We start from the raw sequence: 19,249 nt of genomic DNA, 5'->3' as shown, positions 1-19,249 counted from the left end.
CTCGCGCCGAACACGCGCGCACCCCAGCCATCCCCTCCGAACAACATGCTCCCTCGCACGGCCCCTACTCCGCCTCGGGTGGCCAGTCACGCACCACGCCTCGGACGGCCGCGCATGGTCCCCCCGCGGATCGGCGGGCGCGTGGGGGTGTCAGAGGCCGAGGCTGCGGACCAGGTCGTGGAGTTCGGCCAGGTAGTGCTTGGTGGGGTCGGTGACGTGCGGCCGCAGGTGACCGTAGACCTCCAGCGCGACCAGTCCGTGCAGGCGTCCCCACACGCGCAGGCACAGCGCCACCCCCGCGGGCGGCAGTTCCGGATGCCACTCCCTGATCAACCCGGCCAGCACCGAGGTGAAGTCGTCCCAGCTGAAGTCGTCCTTCGCGTACATGGCGGCGGCGCGGGGCCAGGCGGCGGCGACCATGTCGGCGACTCCCTTGCAGAGCCGCTGTTCCGCCTCGATCGCAGGGCTCTGCTCCGGTGGCTGGTAGTCGGGCAGCGGGTCGCCGTACACGAGCCTGAACTCCGCTGGATAGTCGATCGCCCACCGCCGGAACGCCAGGCCGTGGGCGATGATCCGGGCTGCGGGGTCGTCCTCTGGTTCGGCGGCGCGGGCGGCGTCGAGGGTGTCGGCGAACGCGTTGTAGAGGTCGGCGATCAGCGCGGTGATCAGGTCGTCGCGCGTGTCGAAGTAGCCGTAGATCGCTCCGGCTGTCATGCCCATCTCGCGGGCGATCGCGCGTAGAGAGATCGCGCCCGGCCCGCCTTCGTACATCAGCTTCAACGCCACCGACTTGATCTCGGCGGCCGTCTCGGCGCGGAGGCGTTCTCTGCGGGTCATGGTCGGCACGTTGACACTCTACAGGGTTCCGGTACTGTACGGCGTGTTGGTAGTGAACGCCGTGTAGAAAGTTTATGCCGTGAACTCAAGACGCCTGTCGCTGCTGGCGTTTTCGCAGCTGATCATTGCTTTGGACTACAACATCGTTTATGTCGCGCTGCCCGACATCGGACGCGAACTGGGATTCACAGCCCAGACGCTCCAATGGGTGGTGAGCGGCTACGCGGTCGGGCTCGGCGGCTTCCTGCTGCTGGGCGGCCGCATGGTCGACAAGCTCGGCGCCCGCAGGATGTTCATGCTGGGCCTGGCCCTCTACGGGCTCGCCTCGCTCGTGGGAGGGCTGGCGCCGCTGCTCGCCCCGGACGGCCCGACGGGGCAGCAGGTCCTGCTGGTCGCCGCGCGCGCCGTCCAGGGGCTCGGCGGCGCGCTGCTCAGCCCCGCCACGCTCGCCCTGATCTTCAGCGGCTTCACCGAAGGCCGTGAGCGCAACAGGGCGCTCGGTGCCTGGGGGACGGCAGGGAGCTCGGGGCTGGCCGCGGGCGCGCTGCTCGGGGGCCTGTTGACCAGCACGTGGGGGTGGGAGGCCGTGTTCTACGTCAATGTGCCGCTGGCGCTGGTCGCCATGCTCGCCGCGCCTGCCGTACTGCCCGCCGACCCGCAGCGGACCGCGGGTGGGTTCGACATTCCGGGCGCGCTGCTGGCCACGGTCGGCTCCACACTCGTGGTGCTCGGCCTGGTCAGCGGGCCGGAAAGCGGCTGGCTCACGGTCAGGGGCGTCGGCGCGGTGGCCGCCGGGTTGGCGCTCCTGGTCGTGTTCGTGCTGGTGGAGATCCGTACCAGGAACCCGCTGGCGCCGCCGAGGCTGCTCACCAACCGCAACCTCGCCCTCTCGATGCTGGTGATCCTGCTCTTCCAGAGCGGGCTCGGCGGTGGCTACTACCTGTTCACGATGTACCTGCAACCGGTTCTCGGCTACAGCGCACTCCAGGCGGGGCTCGCGTTCCTGCCGCTGACCCTGCTCTCCATGCTGGCGGCGGGCAGGCTCGCTCCCGCCCTGCTCAGCCGGTACGGCACGCGCACCACGCTGGTCGTGGGCCTCCTGGGCATCGCGATCGGGTCGGCGGTCTTCTTCGCGGGAATGTCGGTCGGCGGGTCGTTCCTCGCGCTCATGCCCGGGACGGTGATCTGGGGGTTGAGCGGCGGGTTCACGTTCGTGGCGATGTTCGCGTCGGCGGGGTCGGGGGTGGCGCCCGCCGAGCAGGGGGTCGCCTCGGGGATGGCCAGCATGGCTCAGCAGATCGGCGGCGCGATCGGTCTGGCGCCGATCATCGCGGTCGCGAACCTGGCTCCCGAAGGGGTCGCGGGGTTGCGGACGGCTGGGTGGCTCGCGGCGGCCATGGTCGGTGTGGGCGCACTCGTGGCCCTCGGACTCCGCGCCACCCAACGCGACCGGGAGGAGGCACCGGTGCCGAGCGGGTGATCGTGTGGGCGGGTGTCCGAGGGTGTCTGGCGCGCCGGGTGTGGGTGCGGACGGGCGGGGCCGACCATCGCATACAGAAGACGACAGACACATACAGAAGGAGTGGAATTTCGTGGACACCATCCCTCAGCGTGTCATCGACACGTGGACCGAGCGCGACTGCATCGGGTTCCGTGATTCTCGGGTTGCGCCAAGGTGGCCTGCCGTACAAGTCGGCCTGCGGGGCGCAGGACGCGGTCGCACAGGATGGGCCGGTGCCTGGTCGCGGGCGGGGAGGGCGCCCCATGAGCAGGGGCCGGGGTGACCTGGCAGGGCGGTGGCAGACGGGCCTGACGTACATGAGGGGGAGGGGCGGGTAGGTTACCGAGCGTGGACCTTGACTTCGTGAGCGCCCATGCCGAGCGCCCCGCGACCGCGCTGACCCGCAGGGACGTGGCCCGCGCGCTGCTGGCCGTCCCTTCGGGGGTGGCACTCGTGGCGCTGCCCGACCTGCGGCGGGAGATGATGGCCGCGGGCAATCCGCTCTCGGTGACGTTCTGGGACACCGCGAGGAGCACGCTCAGCGCGATCGAGTCCGGCACGGCCACGGTGGGCGACGTGCAGCGCTGGCTGGAGGCCAGTGGCACCGAGCCGATCCTGCTCACGCCCAGCTACTTCGTCTGGCCCGAGGAGGATGAGCGGGGCCCGATCGCCGAGGAGATGTACGCGCGTTTCGTCGCCTACCTGGAGCAGCACGTCGAGGGGGGCGAGATCGATCCCGACGAGTTGGCGAGCGGTAATCCTGCGGCCCGAGCCGCCTACGAGGAGTTGCAGGAGCGCTGGCTCAACACGACGCTGCCCGACGGCAGGGTGCCCATGCTGGTGGTGAGCGACGAGCAGGACGAGGAGCTGTTCGCCGCGTGGGACGAGGAGGAGTCCTACGCGCTGGCCGAGCTGCGGCGGATCCTCGCCGAGCTGCCCAAACAGCCGGAGGTGCCGGAACCTGAGCTGCGCCATGCGGCGGCCAGGCTCAGGGAGATGCTCGTCTTCCCCGGGTATCCGGGCAACGTGCTGAGGGCGTGCGCGGGGTTCCCCGGCGGGCTGATTCCCGAGGACGACCGGGAGCTGTGGCTCACGGTGGTCGCGGGCATCGCCGGGCCGATCTCCGATCTGGACGAGGAGGTGGCGGAGGAGCACGAGGAGCTCAGCCACGAGGAGGCGGTGCTGGCCGCGCTGTGCGCGATCCACCACGCCGACTGGCTGGCGGCGGTGGCGGCGCTGGCCAGGCTGGGCCCCGGCGTGCTGGCCTCGCCCGAACGGATCGCTCAGCTCATCGCGGAGTCCGAGGACATCACGGTCGACATGGACGATCCCGATGATCTCGATACCACGGAGACCCTGTTCACGCACGTGACGGGGTTGTGGTCGTATCTGGGGATCGTGGACGAGGACGACGTGCTGACCCCGCTGGGTTGGTGGGGTCTGCCTGCGGCGCTGGAGCGCGCCTGGTCGCCGGAGGACTGAAGGCCGTTCGTGGGCGCGTCTTCAGGAGGCGTGGATTCCCGCGGGCGCGGTGGCCCACGCCCATGGCGCAACCGCCACAGTTTCCTCACCCCCTGGACAAGGGGCGAGGTTCACCGTCACTCGGCCTCGAGCAGATCCTGGTACTCCGGGTGGCGGCTGATCCACTTGGCCACGTACGGGCACAGCGGCCGCACCTTGAGCCCGGTGTCCCTGCTCACGTCGAGAGCCCGTCGCACGAGCCTGCCCGCCAGGCCCTGCCCCTCGAAGGCGGGGTCCACCTCGGTGTGGGTGAAGACGATGGTCGTGGGCAGCAGCTGGTACTCGGCGAACCCGGCGAGCTTGTCGCCCAGGTGGAGCTCGAAGCGGCTCTCGTCCGGGTTGTCGACGACAGTGATCTCTTGGGTCACTTCTTGTCCAGGTCGGCCTCGTGGGGGACCTCGATCTTGGAAATCTGCTTGTTCATCGACTTGATGAGGAAGAACAGCGCGAATCCCATGAGGGCCACGACGGTGAAGCCCAGGATGCCCGGGCTCACGTCACCAATGGCGAAGTACGTCACGACTCCAGCTTACTTGCACGCGCCGGCGGTCTCCTCGGCGTGTATGCCCGCGAACAGGTCGTCCTCGGGAAGCTTGGTGTCGACCAGGGACCGCGCCAGGTGGTAGTCCTCGGTCGGCCAGATCTCCTGCTGGAGCTCCCTCGGGCACACGAACCAGAACCCGTCGGGGTCGACCTGCGTGGCGTGGGCCATCAGCGCCTCGTCGCGGGTCTTGAAGAAGTCGCCGCACGGCACCCGCGTGGTCACCGGCCACTTCTGCGGCCTGTCCTCCCAGCGGGCGATCCAGTCGGCGTACGGCGAGCCGATGCCGCGCTTGGTCATCGCCTCGTGCAGCGCCTCGAACCGCTCCTTGGTGAAGCCCATCTGGTAGTAGAGCTTCAGCGGCTGCCATGGGTCGCCCGTGCCCTGGTAGCGGTCGGGGTCGCCGGCCGCGTCGAACGCCTCCACCGACACCCTGTTGGTCATGATGTGGTCGGGGTGCGGGTAGCCGCCGTCGTCGTCATAGGTGAGGATCACATGCGGCCTGAACTCGCGCACCGCCGCGACCAGCGGCCTGGCGGCCTCTTCCAGCGGCTGGAGGGCGAAGCAGCCCTCGGGCAGCGCCTCCTCCTCGTTCTCGGGCAGGCCGGAGTCGACGAAACCGAGGAAACGCTGGCTCACACCCAGGATCTCGCGCGCGCGATCCATCTCCTTGCGGCGGACCTCGCCGATGTTGGCGACGATCTCCGGGCGGTCCATCTTGGGGTTGAGCACGGAACCGCGCTCACCGCCCGTGAGAGTACAGACGAGGACCTCAACGCCTTCCGCGACGTAACGCGCCATGGTCGCGGCGCCCTTGCTCGACTCGTCATCGGGATGGGCGTGGACCGCCATCAGCCTCAGCGCTGCGCTCACTGGCTCGCTGTCTCCTCACTTCGGACCGGGTCACTCACCGTAAGAGGTTTACTTCTCTTGGGCGGGTCGCGGGGGCGCACCCCCGACAGGCGACAATTGTCTCGGACAACACCAGGGAGTGCAGGGAGATTCCGTCATGGCCACCAGAGATGTCGAGAACGGTCCGGTTCTCGGCACCCCGGACGACTTCAGCGACCGCCCCGAACGGCAGGGCAGGTTCGTCGTCCACGTCGTGATCGCGGTGCTGGTGGCGATCATCGCAGGTGGCTGGGGCTACGTGATGTGGTCGGCCACCGGCAACGTCGGAGTCACCAAGCAGGTCATCGCGTTCGACGCGACCAGGTCCGAGTCCGCTGAGATCACTTTCGAGATCGCGAAGCCCGCCGACAGGGCGGCGGTGTGCCGGCTGCGCGCGACCGACGCGAACCATGTAGAAGTCGGCAGCAAAGAGGTAAAGATTCCCGCCGGTGAGGGGTATACCCGACTGAAGGAGACCCTGGACACGAGTGGCCAGGCATCTTCCGTCCACATCCAGTACTGCAATCTCGTATAGTGAGACATTTGGGGAAGCGTTCGAGCGTGTAAAGTTGTTAGTCTTTCGCGATTCGTGAACCCAAGTGAACTCAGGGCCCCCTAAGGAAGCAAGGAGAACCCGTGGCCTACTCTCGCGATGAGAACGTCACCTGGCTGACGCAGGAGGCGTACGACCGCCTGAAGGAGGAGTACGACTACCTCTCGGGCCCGGGTCGTGTTGACATCGCCAAGAAGATCGAGGCTGCTCGCGAAGAGGGCGACCTGAAAGAGAACGGCGGCTACCACGCGGCCAAGGACGAACAGGGCAAGATCGAGGCCCGTATCTACCATCTCAGGCAGCTCCTCGACAGCGCCAGGGTGGGCGAGGCGCCCAAGACCGAGGGCGTGGTGGGCCCCGGCATGACCGTCACGATCCGCTTCGAGGGCGACGACGACGAGGTGACCTTCCTGCTCGCCTCCCGCGAGGAGACCGGCGCGCCGATAGACGTCTACTCCCCCAAGTCTCCGCTTGGCGCCGCCATCAACGGCAAGAAGATCGGGGAGAAGGCGACCTACGCCATGCCCAACGGCCGTCAGAACACGGTCGAGATCCTCGAGGCCGTGCCGTACATCGGCAACTGAGTCCTGGAGAGATGATCCGCCGGGCCCCTGGCCCGGCGGATCTTCCGCGTGCCGGCGGCGGGATCAAGCAGGACCTCTCCTTCCTGGTGTACGGCGCCCGCCGCCCCACCCCGCCTCCCGGCATGTACGGCCACCGCCCGCGCAGAGCGCCGCGCGGCCACAAGCTCGTGCCCTTCATCGCGGTGACGCTGGCCATGGTGATCGCCGCCGACGTGGCCTTACTCGGTGAGTTCTCCGACCCGGAGCCGACCTCGACCGCCGTGACGGCCAAGAAGCTGGCTCCCCAGGAGAACCTGGTCGCCGAGAGCAAGACGGCGCCCCCCGTGCAGCCGCTCGGCAAGCTCCGCTCGCCCAGCCTGTTCGTGGTGACGCGCAAGCCCCTGCAGCGCGCCACGATGGAGAAGGTCGTCAAGGTCAAGGGCATCCGGGCGGTCGAGCTCGCCGACGCGGCCTCCGTCCAGATCGACGGCAAGCGGGTGCAGACGCTCGGCGTCGACCCGTCCAGTTTCAGGGCGTACACGCCCAAGGTGACCGCCTCGTCCGACGGCCTGTGGGCCAACATCGCCGGCGGCGACGTTGCGGTCTCGTTCGTGCTCGGCAACGACGGCGGGCTCACGCTCGGCCGCAGCGTGCCGGGGCCGGGAGGACAGCTCAGGATCGGCGCCTACGCGACGATGGGCATGGGCGCGGTGGACGCCGTCGTCTCCAGGGACAAGGCCCGCTCGCTCGGTTTCCCGCAGAACAACGCGATCGTGGTCAGCGCCCCGAAGGCCGACACCTCCGCCCTGCGCAGGGCGCTGCTGCGGGTGCTGCCGAAGGGCTCGCAGGTCGCCGCCATCAACCCGGTGCTGGCCGCGCCGAAGCGGGTCACGCAGTGGAGCTCGGGATCGTTCATGTCGGCTTCGCAGCTGACCACGGCGTTGCAGGCGGCGGTGGGCAAGCTGGGCAGGCCGTACGTGTGGGGGGCCGAGGGGCCCGATACCTTCGACTGCTCGGGTCTGGTGCAGTGGGCGTTCGCGCAGGCGGGGGTGCGGATGCCGCGCGTCACCCACCAGCAGTGGGTGACGGGGCCGCAGGTGCGGCTGTCGCAGGCGCAGCCGGGCGACCTCGTCTTCTGGCGGAGCGACCCGACGAACCCCGGCTACATCTCCCATGTGGCGATTTATTGGGGTAACGGCAAGGTGCTGCAGGCGCCGAGGACCGGTGACGTGGTGAAGATCTCGCCACTCAGCACGCGCAACCTGGCGGGCATCGTCCGCGTCAGCCCGATCATCGCCTCCCGCGTTCGCTGACAGCGTTTCATCGACAGGACAGCCAAGGCTGGCTCTTGCCTTGCACGTGTGTAATTCTGATTACATGGATACTGACGAAGCAGCCAGCACGCTGCGCGGGTGGTTCGCGGGACGCCTGCCCGAGACCTGGTTCACCGGTCCCGTCACCGTCGTCCTCGACCGCGAGGAGATCGCCGTGCTCGGCACCCTGTCCGAGCCCACGGCCGAGTCCGACGCCGAGAAGGCCGCCATGATCGACGGCCTCATCAGGCGCTTCCGCGAGGAGACCAGAGAGCGCCGCATCGAGATCGCCGCGGAGGCCGAGCGCAAGTTCCGTCGCAAGGTGTCGTGGGGTGTCGTCTGCGGCGCCGAGACGGTGATGTTCACCACACTGTCGGTGCCCGTCATGACGCGGCTGCGCCAGTCCGAGCGGCAGGTCCTCGACACTCTGGTCTCCGCGGGCGTGGCCCGCAGCCGCAGCGACGCGCTCGCCTGGTGTGTACGGCTGGTCGGCAAGAACACCGACACCTGGCTCACCGAGCTGCGCGACGCGCTGCAGCACGTCGACCGCATCAGGGCAGCTGGTCCATCGGGAATGGACTGAACCAATGCGCTAATTGGTTTAGACCTTTCTTCTTGGTCTGGACCAATTTCCTTTCTTTAAATCGCTTGTCGGTGGGTAGGTTCCCCCTCCATCAAGGCCACTGCCTGCACAAAGGTCTACTCCAATTAGCCTTTGTCGGCATTAGTCGTTAATGATGACGTGGCCCAGAAGAGAGTGGAGGAGCCACCGCCGTGTCCCTTTCCGTGGAAGTGCCCACCCCGACGACCAACCAGAAATTGGTCGACTGGGTGAACGAGATCGCCGCCCTGACCCAGCCCGCCAGAATCGAATGGTGCGACGGGTCCGAGGCCGAATGGACGCGCCTGACGAACCTGCTCGTGGACCAGGGAACCTTCACCCGGCTCGCCAAGCGGCCCAACAGTTTCTACGCCAAGTCCGACCCGAGCGACGTCGCCCGGGTGGAGGACCGCACGTACATCTGCTCCGAGCGCGAGGAGGACGCCGGGCCCACGAACAACTGGATCGCGCCCGCCGAGATGCGCGAGACCTTCGGTCAGCTGTTCAAGGGCTGCATGCGCGGGCGCACGATGTACGTCGTGCCGTTCTGCATGGGGCCGCTGGGCGGGGACATCTCCCAGCTCGGCGTCGAGATCACCGACTCGCCGTACGTCGCGGTGTCCATGCGCATCATGACGCGGATGGGTCAGGAGGCGCTGCGCCTGATCGAGCAGCGCGGTGAGTTCGTCAAGGCGGTCCACTCCGTCGGCGCGCCGCTCGCCGAGGGGCGGCAGGACGTGCCGTGGCCGTGCAGCACCACCAAATACATCAGCCACTTCCCCGAGACCCGCGAGATCTGGTCTTACGGCTCCGGCTACGGCGGCAACGCGCTGCTCGGCAAGAAGTGCTACGCACTGCGCATCGCCAGCGTGATGGCCCGCGACGAGGGCTGGCTGGCCGAGCACATGCTCATCCTCAAGCTGACCCCGCCCTCCGGCGAGACGCGCTACGTCGCCGCCGCCTTCCCGAGCGCCTGCGGCAAGACGAACCTCGCCATGCTCCAGCCGACCATTCCGGGGTGGAAGGTCGAGACGATCGGCGACGACATCGCGTGGATGCGTTACGGCGCGGACGGCAGACTGTATGCCATCAACCCCGAGGCCGGCTTCTTCGGCGTCGCGCCCGGCACCGGCCAGACCACCAACGCCAACGCCGTGAAGACGCTCTGGGGCAACAGCATCTTCACCAACGTCGCGCTCACCGACGACGGCGACGTGTGGTGGGAGGGCCTCACCGACGAGCCGCCCGCGCACCTCACCGACTGGAAGGGCCGCTCGTGGACGCCGGACTCCGATGAGCCCGCCGCCCACCCGAACGCCCGCTTCACCACTCCCGCCTCCCAGGCGCCGACGATCGCGCCCGAGTGGCAGGACCCCAAGGGCGTGCCCATCTCGGCGATCCTGTTCGGCGGCCGCCGCGCCACCGCGGTGCCGCTCGTGACCGAGTCGCTGAGCTGGCAGCACGGCGTCTTCCTCGGAGCCAACGTCGCCTCCGAGAAGACCGCCGCCGCCGAGGGCAAGGTCGGCGAGCTGCGCTACGACCCGTTCGCGATGCTGCCGTTCTGCGGCTACAACATGGGCGACTACTTCGGCCACTGGCTGTCGATCGGCCGCCGCGAGGGCGCGAAGCCGCCGCGCATCTACTACGTGAACTGGTTCCGCAAGGACGAGTCCGGCCGATTCATCTGGCCCGGGTTCGGCGAGAACAGCCGCGTGCTCAAGTGGATCGTCGAGCGGCTGAACGGCCAGGCCGAGGCCGTACCGACGCCGATCGGCCTGCTGCCGAAGGAGCTGGACACCGAGGGTCTCGACCTGCCGGAAGAGGACCTGCGCACGCTGCTCACGGTCGACCATGAGGTGTGGAGGGAAGAGGCGGCGCTGATCCCCGCCCACTTCGAGAAGTTCGGCGATCACCTGCCCAAGGAACTGTGGGCCGAGTACGAAGCGCTCCTCGAGCGTTTGTGATGTCGTTGCCATGCCGGGCGGGACGGCCCGGCATGGCTTGGGACGGTTCTTCCGCGCGCCATACGCCGGCCGTATGTGCTCTTCCTGCACCAGCCCGATCTGAGGGAAACTTTTGAAGGGACGCCGCGCGTCTCATAGGTAGACGGGCGTATTTCTCCTTCCCTTCAGGGAGGTAGTGCATGGAATTTGTTCTGTTCGTCCTCGCGTTGCTCCTGGTCGTCGTGGTCATCAGCGCCGCGTCCTCGCTCCAGAGGGAGCACGCGAGAGTCCGGGAGGTCGCGGCCAACGTCGGCGGCGGCGAACTCGGCCACTACGAGCTCGCCTACCTCGCGGGCGGCCCTCGACGGGTCGTCAACACCGCGATCGCCCTCATGGCCAGGGCCGGCGCGCTGCGGGTCTCCCGGGGCGGCCTGGTCCACCACGTGGCGGGAGCGAGCTCGGACGATCCCGTCGAGCAGGCGGTGCTGGCCGCCGTCGCCTCCAGGCCGGGCGGCGCGAGCGTGGGCGTGCTGCGCCACGACGTCGGCAACGGGCCCGTCATGAGCGATCTGCGGCACCACCTGATGATGGTCGGCCTCATCGTGCCCGACGGCTCGCTCGTACCGGTCCGCACCCATCTGACCCGCCTGTCGGGATGGTCGGGGCTGGCGGCCATGCTCGGGATCTTCACGCTGGTCATGATCCTCTTCGACGTGGTGCAGGCCGAGTCCCTCGCGGTGGTGACGCTGCTGATCTGCGCCGGCCTCTGGCTCGGCGGGCGCGTCGTCGTCCAACGGCAGCGTCGCGCGCTCAACGACATCCTGAGCGCCGCGGGCAGGCTCGAGCTCTCCAGGGCCCAGGAGCGGCACGTGCGCGGCGGCAGCCGCTCCCACGCCCCCGACCTGGCGTTCGCCATCGGCGTGCCGGTCGCCCTTTACGGCCTGAGCGAGCTCGATGACCCTTCACTCAGGGCGGAGCTCGAGGACGACCTCCACGCCAGGACCTCCTCCTCGTCGTCGAGCGGCTGCGCCTCGGGCTCCTGCGGCGGCGGGTCCACCTCCGACATCGGCTCCGGCGGGGGCGACTTCGGCGGGTCCTCGGACGGAGGCGGCGGGTCCAGCTGTGGCGGCGGCTCCAGCTGCGGTGGCGGTGGCGGGTGCGGCGGCGGCTGCGGCGGCGGGTGACAGGGTGCACCCGACCAACCACAGGCTCGGCGTGGGCATCGGCTGGCGGCCCGAGATCGACCTGACCGTGGAACGGCTTCCCGACGTCGACTTCGTCGAGGTCGTCGCCGAGAACATCAGGCCCGTCGCGCTCCCCGAGTCGCTGCGGGTGCTGCGGGACAGAGGCGTCCCCGTGGTCCCGCACGGGGTCGGCCTCGGCCTCGGCGACGCCACCCCTCCCGATCCTGTGCGCCTGGCCCACCTGGCGGCCTGCGCGGAGGCCCTCGGCTCGCCGCTGGTGAGCGAGCACCTGGCGTTCGTACGCGCGGGCGGGATGGAGGCGGGGCATCTGCTGCCCGTCCCGCGCACCCGCGAGACGCTCGCGGTCGTCGCCGAGAACATCCTGTGCGCCCAGGACGCGCTGCCCGTCCCGCTGGCGCTGGAGAACGTGGCGGCCATCTTCGGCTGGCCCGAGGACGAGCTGACCGAGGCCGAGTTCCTCGGCGAGCTGGTCGAGCGCACCGGGGTCGGGCTCCTCGTCGACGTCGCGAACCTCTACACCAACCAGGTCAACCTGGGCCTGTCCGCGGTGGAGGCCCTGGACGTGCTGCCGCTGGCGTCCCTCGCCTACGTGCACGTGGCCGGCGGGCACCTGCACGACGGCGTCTGGCACGACACCCACGCCCATTCGGTCCCCGAACAGGTGCTGGACGTGCTGGAAGAGCTGTGCGCCCGCGTGGCGCCGCCCGGGGTCCTGCTGGAGTGGGACGACCACTATCCGAGCGACGCCGCCCTGGCGGCCGAACTCGGCCGCGTCCGCACGGCGATGGCCGCCGGCGCCCACCGCCTGACGGGCTCCTAGGCGGCCGGGGCGTGGCGGCCGACACGAGGGCCGGGCTCAGGCAGGCGTGGCGGTCGGCACTGAGACGAAGGGGGAGACGGTGGAGGAGATCAGGGCGCGGATGGGGGCCGCGCAGGCGAGCGTGGTCGCGGCGCTGGTGGCAGGGGCCGCGCCACCCGCTGGGTTCGACGAGGTACGGCTGGCCGTCCAGGCGCGGAGCCTGCTGGCCAAGCGGCGCGGCATCGTGGCCAGGCTGCGCCCCGACGCGGCCGCCGCGGCAGGACCCGGCCTGGTCGCGGAGTTCGCCGCCTACGCCGCCGCCCGCGCCGAGCCCCCGCCCAGGTACCGCGCCGACGCCGACGACTTCGCCGACTGGTTGCGATCCAGAGGGATCCTCCACGACCAGGCGCCGGCGCCGGCGAGCCCTCGCAGGCGCTGGCCCTTCTCCCTCCGCGGCCGCTGAAACCAGCAGACCCCTCCCAGCCGGAGGCTCTTGCTCAGGCCCGTCAGAGATCCTATGTTTGCCGCGTGATAGTCGACGCGCACCAGCACTTCTGGAACCTGGAGACCGGCGCCTACTCCTGGCCCACCCCCGACCTGGCGACCCTCTACCGCACCTTCGCCCCCGAGGACCTCGCCCCCGAGCTGGCCGCCGCGGGTGTCGACAGGACGGTCGTGGTCCAGGCGGACGACTCGTTCTGGGAGACCGACGCGATGCTCGCCCACGCCGACGCGCACGACTTCATCGCGGGCGTCGTCGGCTGGGTGCCGCTCGACCGTCCTGAAGAAGCTGCCGAGGCGCTCGACCGCTACACGAGACATCCGAAGTTTGCCGGGGTCCGTCACCTCATCCACACCGAGCCCGACCCCGACTGGCTGGTCCAGGACCCCGTGCTCGAAGGGCTGGGGCTGCTGGCCGAGGCGGGCGTGCCGTTCGACGTGGTCTCGCTGCTGCCCCGCCACCTGGAGCACGTCGTCACGATCGCCGAGCGCCATCCCACGCTGAACGTCGTCATCGACCACCTCTCCAAGCCCAGGATCGCCGCCCGCGAGCTCGAACCGTGGGCCTCCCTGCTGCGCGCCGCCGCCGAGTGCCCCAACGTGTTCGCCAAGGTGTCGGGCCTGGTCACCGAGGCCGACCACGACAGCTGGACGGTGGAGGACCTGCGGCCCTACGTCGAGCACGCGGTGGGGGTCTTCGGCGCTGACCGGCTGATGTTCGGCAGCGACTGGCCCGTCGCGCTGCTGGCGGCCGACTATCAGACGGTTTTCACGGTGTACGCAGCGCTTCTTGGTGGGATCGACCAGGACAAGGTGCTTGGCGGTAATGCCGCCCGTTTCTATGGGTTTAGCGAGATTTCGGGCGGATAACTTCTGGTGCATGGGAGGACTACGCTGCGTCGACGGCTCGTATCTGAGCGTCATACCTGTCGCGTGCACGGACAGCCTCGGCGTGCCGTACGAGATCACCCTGGCGCTCCATCGCGACGGCACGCCGTACGGGATGGTGGGGGAGCGGTGCGGCTGGTTCCTCGCGCGGCTGGCGCGCGTGGTGTGGGACGCCCGCGCGGGGCGCGGGCAGGCGTGGGCGTGGCCGGATCCCGACGACAGGTTCCCCGGAGACGAGCCTGACGGCGAGCTGTTCGCCTTCAGGTACCGGGCGCGGTCGCAGGTGGTGGGCGGCGGTGAGCTGCGCTGCCAGCTGCGGACCCTGGCTGTCTGGGTGCCTGCGGGGGACGGCGGCGGCGAGTGGAGGGTGACCAGGCGGGCCTACGTGGAAGCGTGGGGGCCTGCGGGGGTCGGGATGCGGGCGGTGCTGACCTCCGGTGAACTCGCGGAGTTCGTGGAATCGCTGGTGACGGAGGCGGAAGGGGCATTGGAGCCCCAGGAGCTAGCAAGGAATCCGATTGAGGGGGCCAGCAGTCTCGAAAGGCGGTGATAATTGCCTGTTAGGTCGTGAGTCGACCACAAAGGCACAGCACCGCTGGGGAGGGACTCCGTGGGCCTGCGCGATCTGGTCTACCGGCTGTACGAGCGCCGGTTGGAGGCCAAGCTGTCAGCCGACAGCGACAACTTCCCCCGCCATGTCGGGGTCATCATCGACGGCAACCGCCGTTGGGCGCGCGCGATGGGCATGCGCGATGTCAGCAAGGGACACAGGAAGGGCGCCGACAAGATCTCCGAGCTGCTCACCTGGTGCCGTGAGGCAGGCGTGGAGGTCGTCACCGTCTGGATGCTGTCCAGCGACAACCTCAACAGGCCGAAGGAGGAGCTCGAGCAGCTCCTGAAGATCATCGAGGACGTCACGCAGGAGCTCGTGGCCGAGGGCTGGCGCATCAGCCCCGTCGGCGCGCTCGATCTCCTCCCGGCTAGGACAGCGAATGTCCTGAAAAACGCAAAAGAAGTCACATCACACCGTCCAGGGCTGATTGTGAACGTTGCGGTTGGGTATGGAGGAAGACGTGAGATTGCCGATGCGGTGCGCTCACTCCTTCAGGAGCACGCCCGCAAGGGGGCGAGCATCGAGGACCTGGTCGAGGTTCTCGATGTGGAGCACATCGCGGAGCATCTCTACACTCGCGGCCAGCCCGATCCCGACCTCCTCATCAGGACGTCGGGCGAGCAGCGACTGTCAGGCTTCATGCTCTGGCAGAGCGCCCACTCCGAGTTCTACTTCTGCGAGGCCTACTGGCCTGACTTCCGCAGGGTCGACTTCCTGCGGGCGCTACGCGACTACGCCGCGAGACACCGGCGTTACGGATCCTGAGACAAGTTCACGAACACCACGTGAACACACGCTTGGCCACTTCGGTGGCGGGTATTCAGGACGTAACGTAGGAAGTGGCCGACCACGGGCCGGTCACTCCGGAGAGGGCCCGCCTTTGCGCACAGACCTGCCGAGGGGGCCGGTACTCGGCGCCCCACGCGGGTGCGGGTCCGGTCCGAATTCCCGCCTCGTCTGCAGGGTGCCCATCTCTTGGGGCGCCCGGGGGAGAACGTGTGGCAGTGTCCTCGAGCAACAACCCCACCATCAAGCGCACCTACGTGCTGGACACGTCGGTCCTGCTCGCCGACCCGGCGGCGATGACCCGCTTCGCCGAGCATGAGATCGTCCTCCCGATCGTCGTGATCACGGAGTTGGAGGCCAAGAGGCACCATCCCGAGCTCGGCTACTTCGCACGCAAGGCACTGCGCTACCTCGATGACCTGCGGGTGAAGCACGGCAGGCTCGACGAGCCGATGCCGGCGGGCGAGGGCACGATCAGGGTCGAGCTGAACCACAGCGACCCGTCGATCCTGCCGGTCGGGTTCAGACTGGGCGACAACGACACCCGCATCCTCACTGTGGCACGCACGCTCGCGGCCGAGGGCAAGGACGTCGTGCTGGTGTCCAAAGACCTGCCGCTCAGGGTCAAGGCCGCCTCGATCGGTCTGTCGGCGGAGGAGTACCGCGCCGAACTGGTCGCGGAGTCGGGCTGGACCGGCATGTCGGAGATCCAGGTCACCACCGAGGACGTCGGGGCGCTCTTCGAGCACGGCACCGCAGACCTGGAGGAGGCGCGCGAGCTACCCGCCCACACCGGCCTGAGGCTGCTGTCCAGCAGGGGTTCGGCGCTCGGCAGGGTGCTCCCCGACAAGTCCGTACGGCTGGTCCGCGGCGACAGGGAGGCGTTCGGCCTGCACGGCCGCTCGGCCGAGCAGCGCATCGCCCTCGACCTCCTCATGGACCCCGAAGTGGGCATCGTGTCCCTGGGCGGCAGGGCGGGCACCGGCAAGTCGGCCCTGGCGCTCTGCGCCGGCCTGGAGGCCGTTCTGGAGCGCCGCCAGCACCGCAAGGTCGTGGTGTTCCGCCCGCTCTACGCGGTCGGCGGCCAGGAGCTCGGCTACCTGCCCGGCGGCGAGGGCGAGAAGATGGGCCCGTGGGCGCAGGCCGTCTACGACACGCTGGGCGCGGTGACCACGCCCGAGGTGATCGAGGAGGTCCTCGACAGGGGCATGCTGGAGGTCCTGCCGCTCACCCACATCCGCGGCCGCTCGCTCCACGACGCCTTCGTGATCGTGGACGAGGCGCAGTCGCTGGAGCGCGGGGTGCTGCTGACCGTGCTGAGCAGGATCGGCGCCAACTCCCGGGTCGTGCTCACCCACGACATCGCCCAGCGCGACAACCTCAGGGTCGGCAGGCACGACGGCGTCGTGGCGGTGGTGGAGAAGCTCAAGGGCCACCCGCTGTTCGCGCACATCACGCTGACGAGGTCCGAGCGCTCGCCGATCGCCGCGCTGGTGACGGAGATGCTGGAGGACATCACCCTGTAGTCGGCTCAGGAAGGCGCGCCCGCGGGGGCCAGGTCGTGGAACTCCCCGCAGGTGCGCCTTCCCGTCGTCGCCGACGGTGAGACGCTCCTGGTGATGTTGACCTGGACCTTGGCGATCTCGGGGCGCAGCCGCGCGGTGCACACGATCTGGGCGAGCGCGACGCGGCTCAGCTCCCTCTCGCCCCGCAGGGTGACGTAGAGGACGAGGCTCTTGTTCTCCGGGTCCATGCGCTGGGTCCGCTGGCCCAGGGGCTCGGAGTCGACGTCCTGGTAGCGCATGCCGTACAGGTCGGTGTCCTGGCCGGACTCCACGGGGTGGTTGGCGAGGTCCATGAGCGTGCGCATCAGGTCCTCGGTGGTCTTGCTCGCCACCCTGACCTCCTGCAGCGCGAGCCGCCCCTTCTTGATCAGGTAGATCTTCGCCCAGATCGGCTTCGTGCTGATCACGGGGGCCGCTGTGACCGCGGTGACCGGGCTGGGCGTGATGCCGCACCCGGTGAGCAGCAGCAGGGCGGCCAGGAGGAACGGCAGGCGTCTCATGGGTGGGGCAGCCAGACCGTGAACAGGGTGCCCGGCTTCTGCGACCGCACCGAGATCGTGCCGCCGTGCAGCTGGGCGTTGGCCCGCGCGATGGACAGGCCGAGGCCGCTGCCCTGGCTGCGGACACGGCCTGTGCCCGCCTTGAAGAACCGGTCGAAGACGTGCGGCAGCGCCTCCACGGGGATGCCGTCGCCATGGTCGCGCACCTTCACCTCCAGCCCGTTGGGCGTGCTGCGGGCGGTGACCAGGATGGGCGGGCCGCCGTGCTTGAGCGCGTTGCCGACCAGGTTGGCCACGATGACGTCGAACCTGCGGGGGTCGAGGTTGACGACGACGCCCGTAGGCGCCTGCACCCTGACGTCCTCGCCCCACCCGCGCACCTCCAGGCTGTCGCTGATGGCGTCGGCGACGTCGACGGACTCCAGCGCCAGCGTGGCCGTGCCCGCGTCGAACCTGCTGACCTCGATCAGGTGCTCCACCAGCTCCCTCAGCCGTTCCACCTCCGACAGCACCAGCCTGACCGCCTTCGCGGGCTGCTCGGGCAGGCGGTCGGCCTCCTCGGAGAGCATGTCGGCCACCGCGGTCATCGCGGTGAGCGGGGTGCGCAGCTCGTGGGAGACGTCGGCGACGAACCTGCGCGACATGGCCTCCAGCGCGCGCAGCTCGGAGACGCTCAGTTCCAGCGCGGCGGCGGCGTCGTTGAAACGGGCGGTGAGCTCGGACAGCTCGTCCTTGCCCCGTACGGGCAGCCGCGTGTCCAGCCTGCCGCGGCCGAGCGCCTGGGCGGCGGCGCTGAGCCTGCTTACGGGAAGGAGCACATGCCTGGCCGACACCAGCGCCACGGTCAGCGCGATGAGCAGGGTGATGGCGCCCGCCTGCGCGAAGGCCTCCCTGAGGTTGGACAGCGTCCGCTCCTCCTCGCTCAACGACACGTACTCGAACACCAGCAGTCCCGTCGGCCTGGGGACGTCGTCGGTGCCCGCGCGGTAGACCTGCGTGCCCAGCACGAGCCACAGCTCGCCGTCGATGATCCTGCGCTGGCTGACCAGCTTGCGGAGCGCCTGGCCGCGCAGCTCTCCCGTGACGTCGTCCGGCCCGAACGCGCCTGCCTCGTCGCGGTAGTAGAGGCCCTGGTACTCCAGGAGCGTGTGGCGGTCGGGCCCGGACAGGGAGTTGGCGAGGTTGTTCAGCTCGTCGCCGCTCGGCGGGACCTCGCCGGGGCGCAGCGCGCCGACGGCGAAGTCGATGCGCCGCAGGTCCTTGGCGAGGTTGTCGACGGCGTCCTTGGTGGTCCTGCCGATCAGCGCGCCCTTGGCCAGCTCGAAGCCGATGCCGGCGACCAGGGCGGAGGCCGTCACGGCGACCACGGTGAAGGTGATGACGAGCCGGCCGCGCAGGCCGGTGAGAAACGCGATCACGGTGGGCTGAACCGGTAGCCGAAGCCGCGCACCGTGTGGATGAACGTCGGCTCGGCGGGCCTGGGCTCGATCTTGGCGCGCACGCGCTGGACGCAGGCGTCGACCAGGCGGGAGTCGGCCACGTGGGTGTGGTCCCAGACCACGCGCAGCAGGTAGCGCCGGTTGAGCACCTGACCGGGGTGGCGGACCAGCTCCAGCAGCAGCCGCAGCTCGGTGGGGGTGAGGTGGATCTCCTTGCCTGCCAGGCTCACCTTCAGCGCGCCCCTGTCGATGACCAGGTCGCCGAAGGTGATGCGGTCGGAGGTGGCCGACTCCGCCCTGCGCAGGATCGCCCTGATGCGCGCGTCGAGCACGCGAGGCTCGACCGGCTTGACCACGTAGTCGTCGGCGCCCGCCTCCAGGCCGACGACCACGTCGAGGTCGTCGCCCCTGGCCGTGAGCAGGATGACGGGCAACTGGTCGAGCCTGCGGATGCGCCTGCACACCTCGACGCCGTCGATGCCGGGCAGCATGACATCGAGGATGGCGAGCTCGGGCCTGCGCGATCTGATGTGGTCGAGGGCCTCCTCGCCGGTCGCGTAGGAGGTGACGGAGTGACCTTGACGGGTCAGTGCCAGCTCGAGCGCGGTCCGGACTGAGGGGTCGTCTTCGACGAGGAGGATTCCTGCCACCCGCACATTATTCTTCCCAGCTGGGCACATACGTTCCGT

Annotated in this window: 21 protein-coding genes; 14 read left to right on the top strand and 7 right to left on the bottom strand. The window is 69.3% G+C overall.

Going from position 1 to position 19,249, the window contains the following annotated elements; all coding sequences use genetic code 11:
- Positions 1-150 precede the first annotated feature (150 nt).
- Positions 151-837, bottom strand: coding sequence for a TetR/AcrR family transcriptional regulator (locus AB0B45_RS28065; protein WP_358136256.1), 687 nt, complete (start codon positions 835-837; stop codon positions 151-153).
- A gap of 79 nt (positions 838-916) precedes the next feature.
- Between AB0B45_RS28065 and AB0B45_RS28060 the strand changes: the two genes are divergently transcribed.
- Positions 917-2,317: an MFS transporter gene (locus tag AB0B45_RS28060; protein WP_358136254.1), complete on the top strand. Its 1,401-nt coding sequence runs from the start codon at positions 917-919 to the stop codon at positions 2,315-2,317.
- A gap of 369 nt (positions 2,318-2,686) precedes the next feature.
- Complete coding sequence (locus tag AB0B45_RS28055) at positions 2,687-3,820, top strand: hypothetical protein (RefSeq protein ID WP_358136252.1); 1,134 nt, start codon at positions 2,687-2,689, stop codon at positions 3,818-3,820.
- 116 nt (positions 3,821-3,936) lie between these two features.
- Here the strand turns inward: AB0B45_RS28055 and AB0B45_RS28050 are convergent, their stop codons facing one another.
- From AB0B45_RS28050 to mca, 3 genes are read right to left on the bottom strand one after another with little or no spacing between them, the layout of a single operon-like run.
- Complete coding sequence (locus AB0B45_RS28050) at positions 3,937-4,227, bottom strand: GNAT family N-acetyltransferase (protein WP_358136249.1); 291 nt, start codon at positions 4,225-4,227, stop codon at positions 3,937-3,939.
- Positions 4,224-4,379, bottom strand: coding sequence for a hypothetical protein (locus AB0B45_RS28045; protein ID WP_358136247.1), 156 nt, complete (start codon positions 4,377-4,379; stop codon positions 4,224-4,226). Before AB0B45_RS28045 ends, AB0B45_RS28050 begins: the two co-directional genes overlap by 4 nt.
- A gap of 9 nt (positions 4,380-4,388) precedes the next feature.
- Positions 4,389-5,273, bottom strand: coding sequence for a mycothiol conjugate amidase Mca (gene mca / locus AB0B45_RS28040; protein ID WP_358136244.1), 885 nt, complete (start codon positions 5,271-5,273; stop codon positions 4,389-4,391).
- A 136-nt stretch (positions 5,274-5,409) separates the two neighbouring features.
- Here mca and AB0B45_RS28035 point away from each other — a divergent pair, with 136 nt between their 5' ends.
- The 12 genes from AB0B45_RS28035 to AB0B45_RS27980 all read left to right on the top strand — a co-directional run bounded on the left by AB0B45_RS28035 (position 5,410) and on the right by AB0B45_RS27980 (position 16,582).
- Complete coding sequence (locus tag AB0B45_RS28035) at positions 5,410-5,826, top strand: DUF4307 domain-containing protein (RefSeq protein WP_358136241.1); 417 nt, start codon at positions 5,410-5,412, stop codon at positions 5,824-5,826.
- A 101-nt stretch (positions 5,827-5,927) separates the two neighbouring features.
- Positions 5,928-6,428 (top strand): transcription elongation factor GreA, encoded by a 501-nt coding sequence (gene greA, locus AB0B45_RS28030; RefSeq protein ID WP_358136238.1) that lies wholly within the window; start codon positions 5,928-5,930, stop codon positions 6,426-6,428.
- Between the two features lie 11 nt (positions 6,429-6,439).
- Positions 6,440-7,720, top strand: coding sequence for a C40 family peptidase (locus tag AB0B45_RS28025; protein ID WP_358136235.1), 1,281 nt, complete (start codon positions 6,440-6,442; stop codon positions 7,718-7,720).
- A gap of 64 nt (positions 7,721-7,784) precedes the next feature.
- A complete protein-coding gene (locus tag AB0B45_RS28020) occupies positions 7,785-8,303 on the top strand; it encodes a hypothetical protein (RefSeq protein WP_358136232.1) in 519 nt (172 codons plus the stop codon).
- Between the two features lie 191 nt (positions 8,304-8,494).
- Positions 8,495-10,285 (top strand): phosphoenolpyruvate carboxykinase (GTP), encoded by a 1,791-nt coding sequence (locus AB0B45_RS28015; RefSeq protein WP_358136229.1) that lies wholly within the window; start codon positions 8,495-8,497, stop codon positions 10,283-10,285.
- A 179-nt stretch (positions 10,286-10,464) separates the two neighbouring features.
- Complete coding sequence (locus AB0B45_RS28010) at positions 10,465-11,448, top strand: TIGR04222 domain-containing membrane protein (RefSeq protein WP_358136227.1); 984 nt, start codon at positions 10,465-10,467, stop codon at positions 11,446-11,448.
- The gene (locus AB0B45_RS28005) at positions 11,387-12,289 is read left to right on the top strand and encodes a DUF692 domain-containing protein (RefSeq protein ID WP_358136224.1); all 903 of its coding nucleotides are present in this window, start codon (positions 11,387-11,389) and stop codon (positions 12,287-12,289) included. The genes AB0B45_RS28010 and AB0B45_RS28005 overlap by 62 nt, the downstream gene beginning before the upstream one ends.
- Positions 12,290-12,335: 46 nt before the next feature.
- Positions 12,336-12,731: a hypothetical protein gene (locus AB0B45_RS28000; protein WP_358136221.1), complete on the top strand. Its 396-nt coding sequence runs from the start codon at positions 12,336-12,338 to the stop codon at positions 12,729-12,731.
- Between the two features lie 65 nt (positions 12,732-12,796).
- Positions 12,797-13,639, top strand: a complete 843-nt coding sequence (locus AB0B45_RS27995) for an amidohydrolase family protein (RefSeq protein ID WP_358136219.1) — start codon at positions 12,797-12,799, stop codon at positions 13,637-13,639.
- A gap of 10 nt (positions 13,640-13,649) precedes the next feature.
- Complete coding sequence (locus AB0B45_RS27990) at positions 13,650-14,207, top strand: hypothetical protein (protein ID WP_358136217.1); 558 nt, start codon at positions 13,650-13,652, stop codon at positions 14,205-14,207.
- A gap of 60 nt (positions 14,208-14,267) precedes the next feature.
- Entirely contained in the window at positions 14,268-15,035 is a 768-nt protein-coding gene (locus AB0B45_RS27985) for an isoprenyl transferase (RefSeq protein ID WP_358136215.1), read from the top strand.
- A gap of 233 nt (positions 15,036-15,268) precedes the next feature.
- Positions 15,269-16,582 (top strand): PhoH family protein, encoded by a 1,314-nt coding sequence (locus AB0B45_RS27980; RefSeq protein WP_358136212.1) that lies wholly within the window; start codon positions 15,269-15,271, stop codon positions 16,580-16,582.
- Between the two features lie 5 nt (positions 16,583-16,587).
- On the opposite strand, the gene AB0B45_RS27975 is transcribed toward AB0B45_RS27980, so the two are convergent.
- The 3 genes from AB0B45_RS27975 to AB0B45_RS27965 are packed head-to-tail and all read right to left on the bottom strand — an operon-like array spanning position 16,588 to position 19,210.
- Positions 16,588-17,121 carry a hypothetical protein gene (locus AB0B45_RS27975; protein WP_358136209.1) on the bottom strand — a complete coding sequence of 178 codons (534 nt, stop codon included), beginning with the start codon at positions 17,119-17,121 and terminating at the stop codon, positions 16,588-16,590.
- Complete coding sequence (locus tag AB0B45_RS27970; RefSeq protein WP_358136206.1) at positions 17,118-18,539, bottom strand: HAMP domain-containing sensor histidine kinase; 1,422 nt, start codon at positions 18,537-18,539, stop codon at positions 17,118-17,120. The genes AB0B45_RS27975 and AB0B45_RS27970 overlap by 4 nt, the downstream gene beginning before the upstream one ends.
- Complete coding sequence (locus AB0B45_RS27965; RefSeq protein ID WP_358136203.1) at positions 18,536-19,210, bottom strand: response regulator transcription factor; 675 nt, start codon at positions 19,208-19,210, stop codon at positions 18,536-18,538. Before AB0B45_RS27965 ends, AB0B45_RS27970 begins: the two co-directional genes overlap by 4 nt.
- Positions 19,211-19,249: the final 39 nt, after the last annotated feature.

Source organism: Nonomuraea sp. NPDC049152 (assembly GCF_040648355.1).
In the GTDB taxonomy this organism is placed as follows: Bacteria; Actinomycetota; Actinomycetes; order Streptosporangiales; family Streptosporangiaceae; genus Nonomuraea.
The sequence above is the reverse complement of the archived record's forward strand: the minus strand, read 5'-3'. Positions and strand labels throughout refer to the sequence as shown.

Bases quoted from the DNA above. Each gene is read 5' to 3' on its own strand.
- AB0B45_RS28065 (WP_358136256.1), bottom strand. From the start codon at position 837: ATGACCCGCAGAGAACGCCTCCGCGCCGAGACGGCCGCCGAGATCAAG.
- AB0B45_RS28035 (WP_358136241.1), top strand. From the start codon at position 5,410: ATGGCCACCAGAGATGTCGAGAACGGTCCGGTTCTCGGCACCCCGGAC.
- AB0B45_RS28025 (WP_358136235.1), top strand. From the start codon at position 6,440: ATGATCCGCCGGGCCCCTGGCCCGGCGGATCTTCCGCGTGCCGGCGGC.
- AB0B45_RS28020 (WP_358136232.1), top strand. From the start codon at position 7,785: ATGGATACTGACGAAGCAGCCAGCACGCTGCGCGGGTGGTTCGCGGGA.
- AB0B45_RS28010 (WP_358136227.1), top strand. From the start codon at position 10,465: ATGGAATTTGTTCTGTTCGTCCTCGCGTTGCTCCTGGTCGTCGTGGTC.
- AB0B45_RS27990 (WP_358136217.1), top strand. From the start codon at position 13,650: ATGGGAGGACTACGCTGCGTCGACGGCTCGTATCTGAGCGTCATACCT.
- AB0B45_RS27975 (WP_358136209.1), bottom strand. From the start codon at position 17,121: ATGAGACGCCTGCCGTTCCTCCTGGCCGCCCTGCTGCTGCTCACCGGG.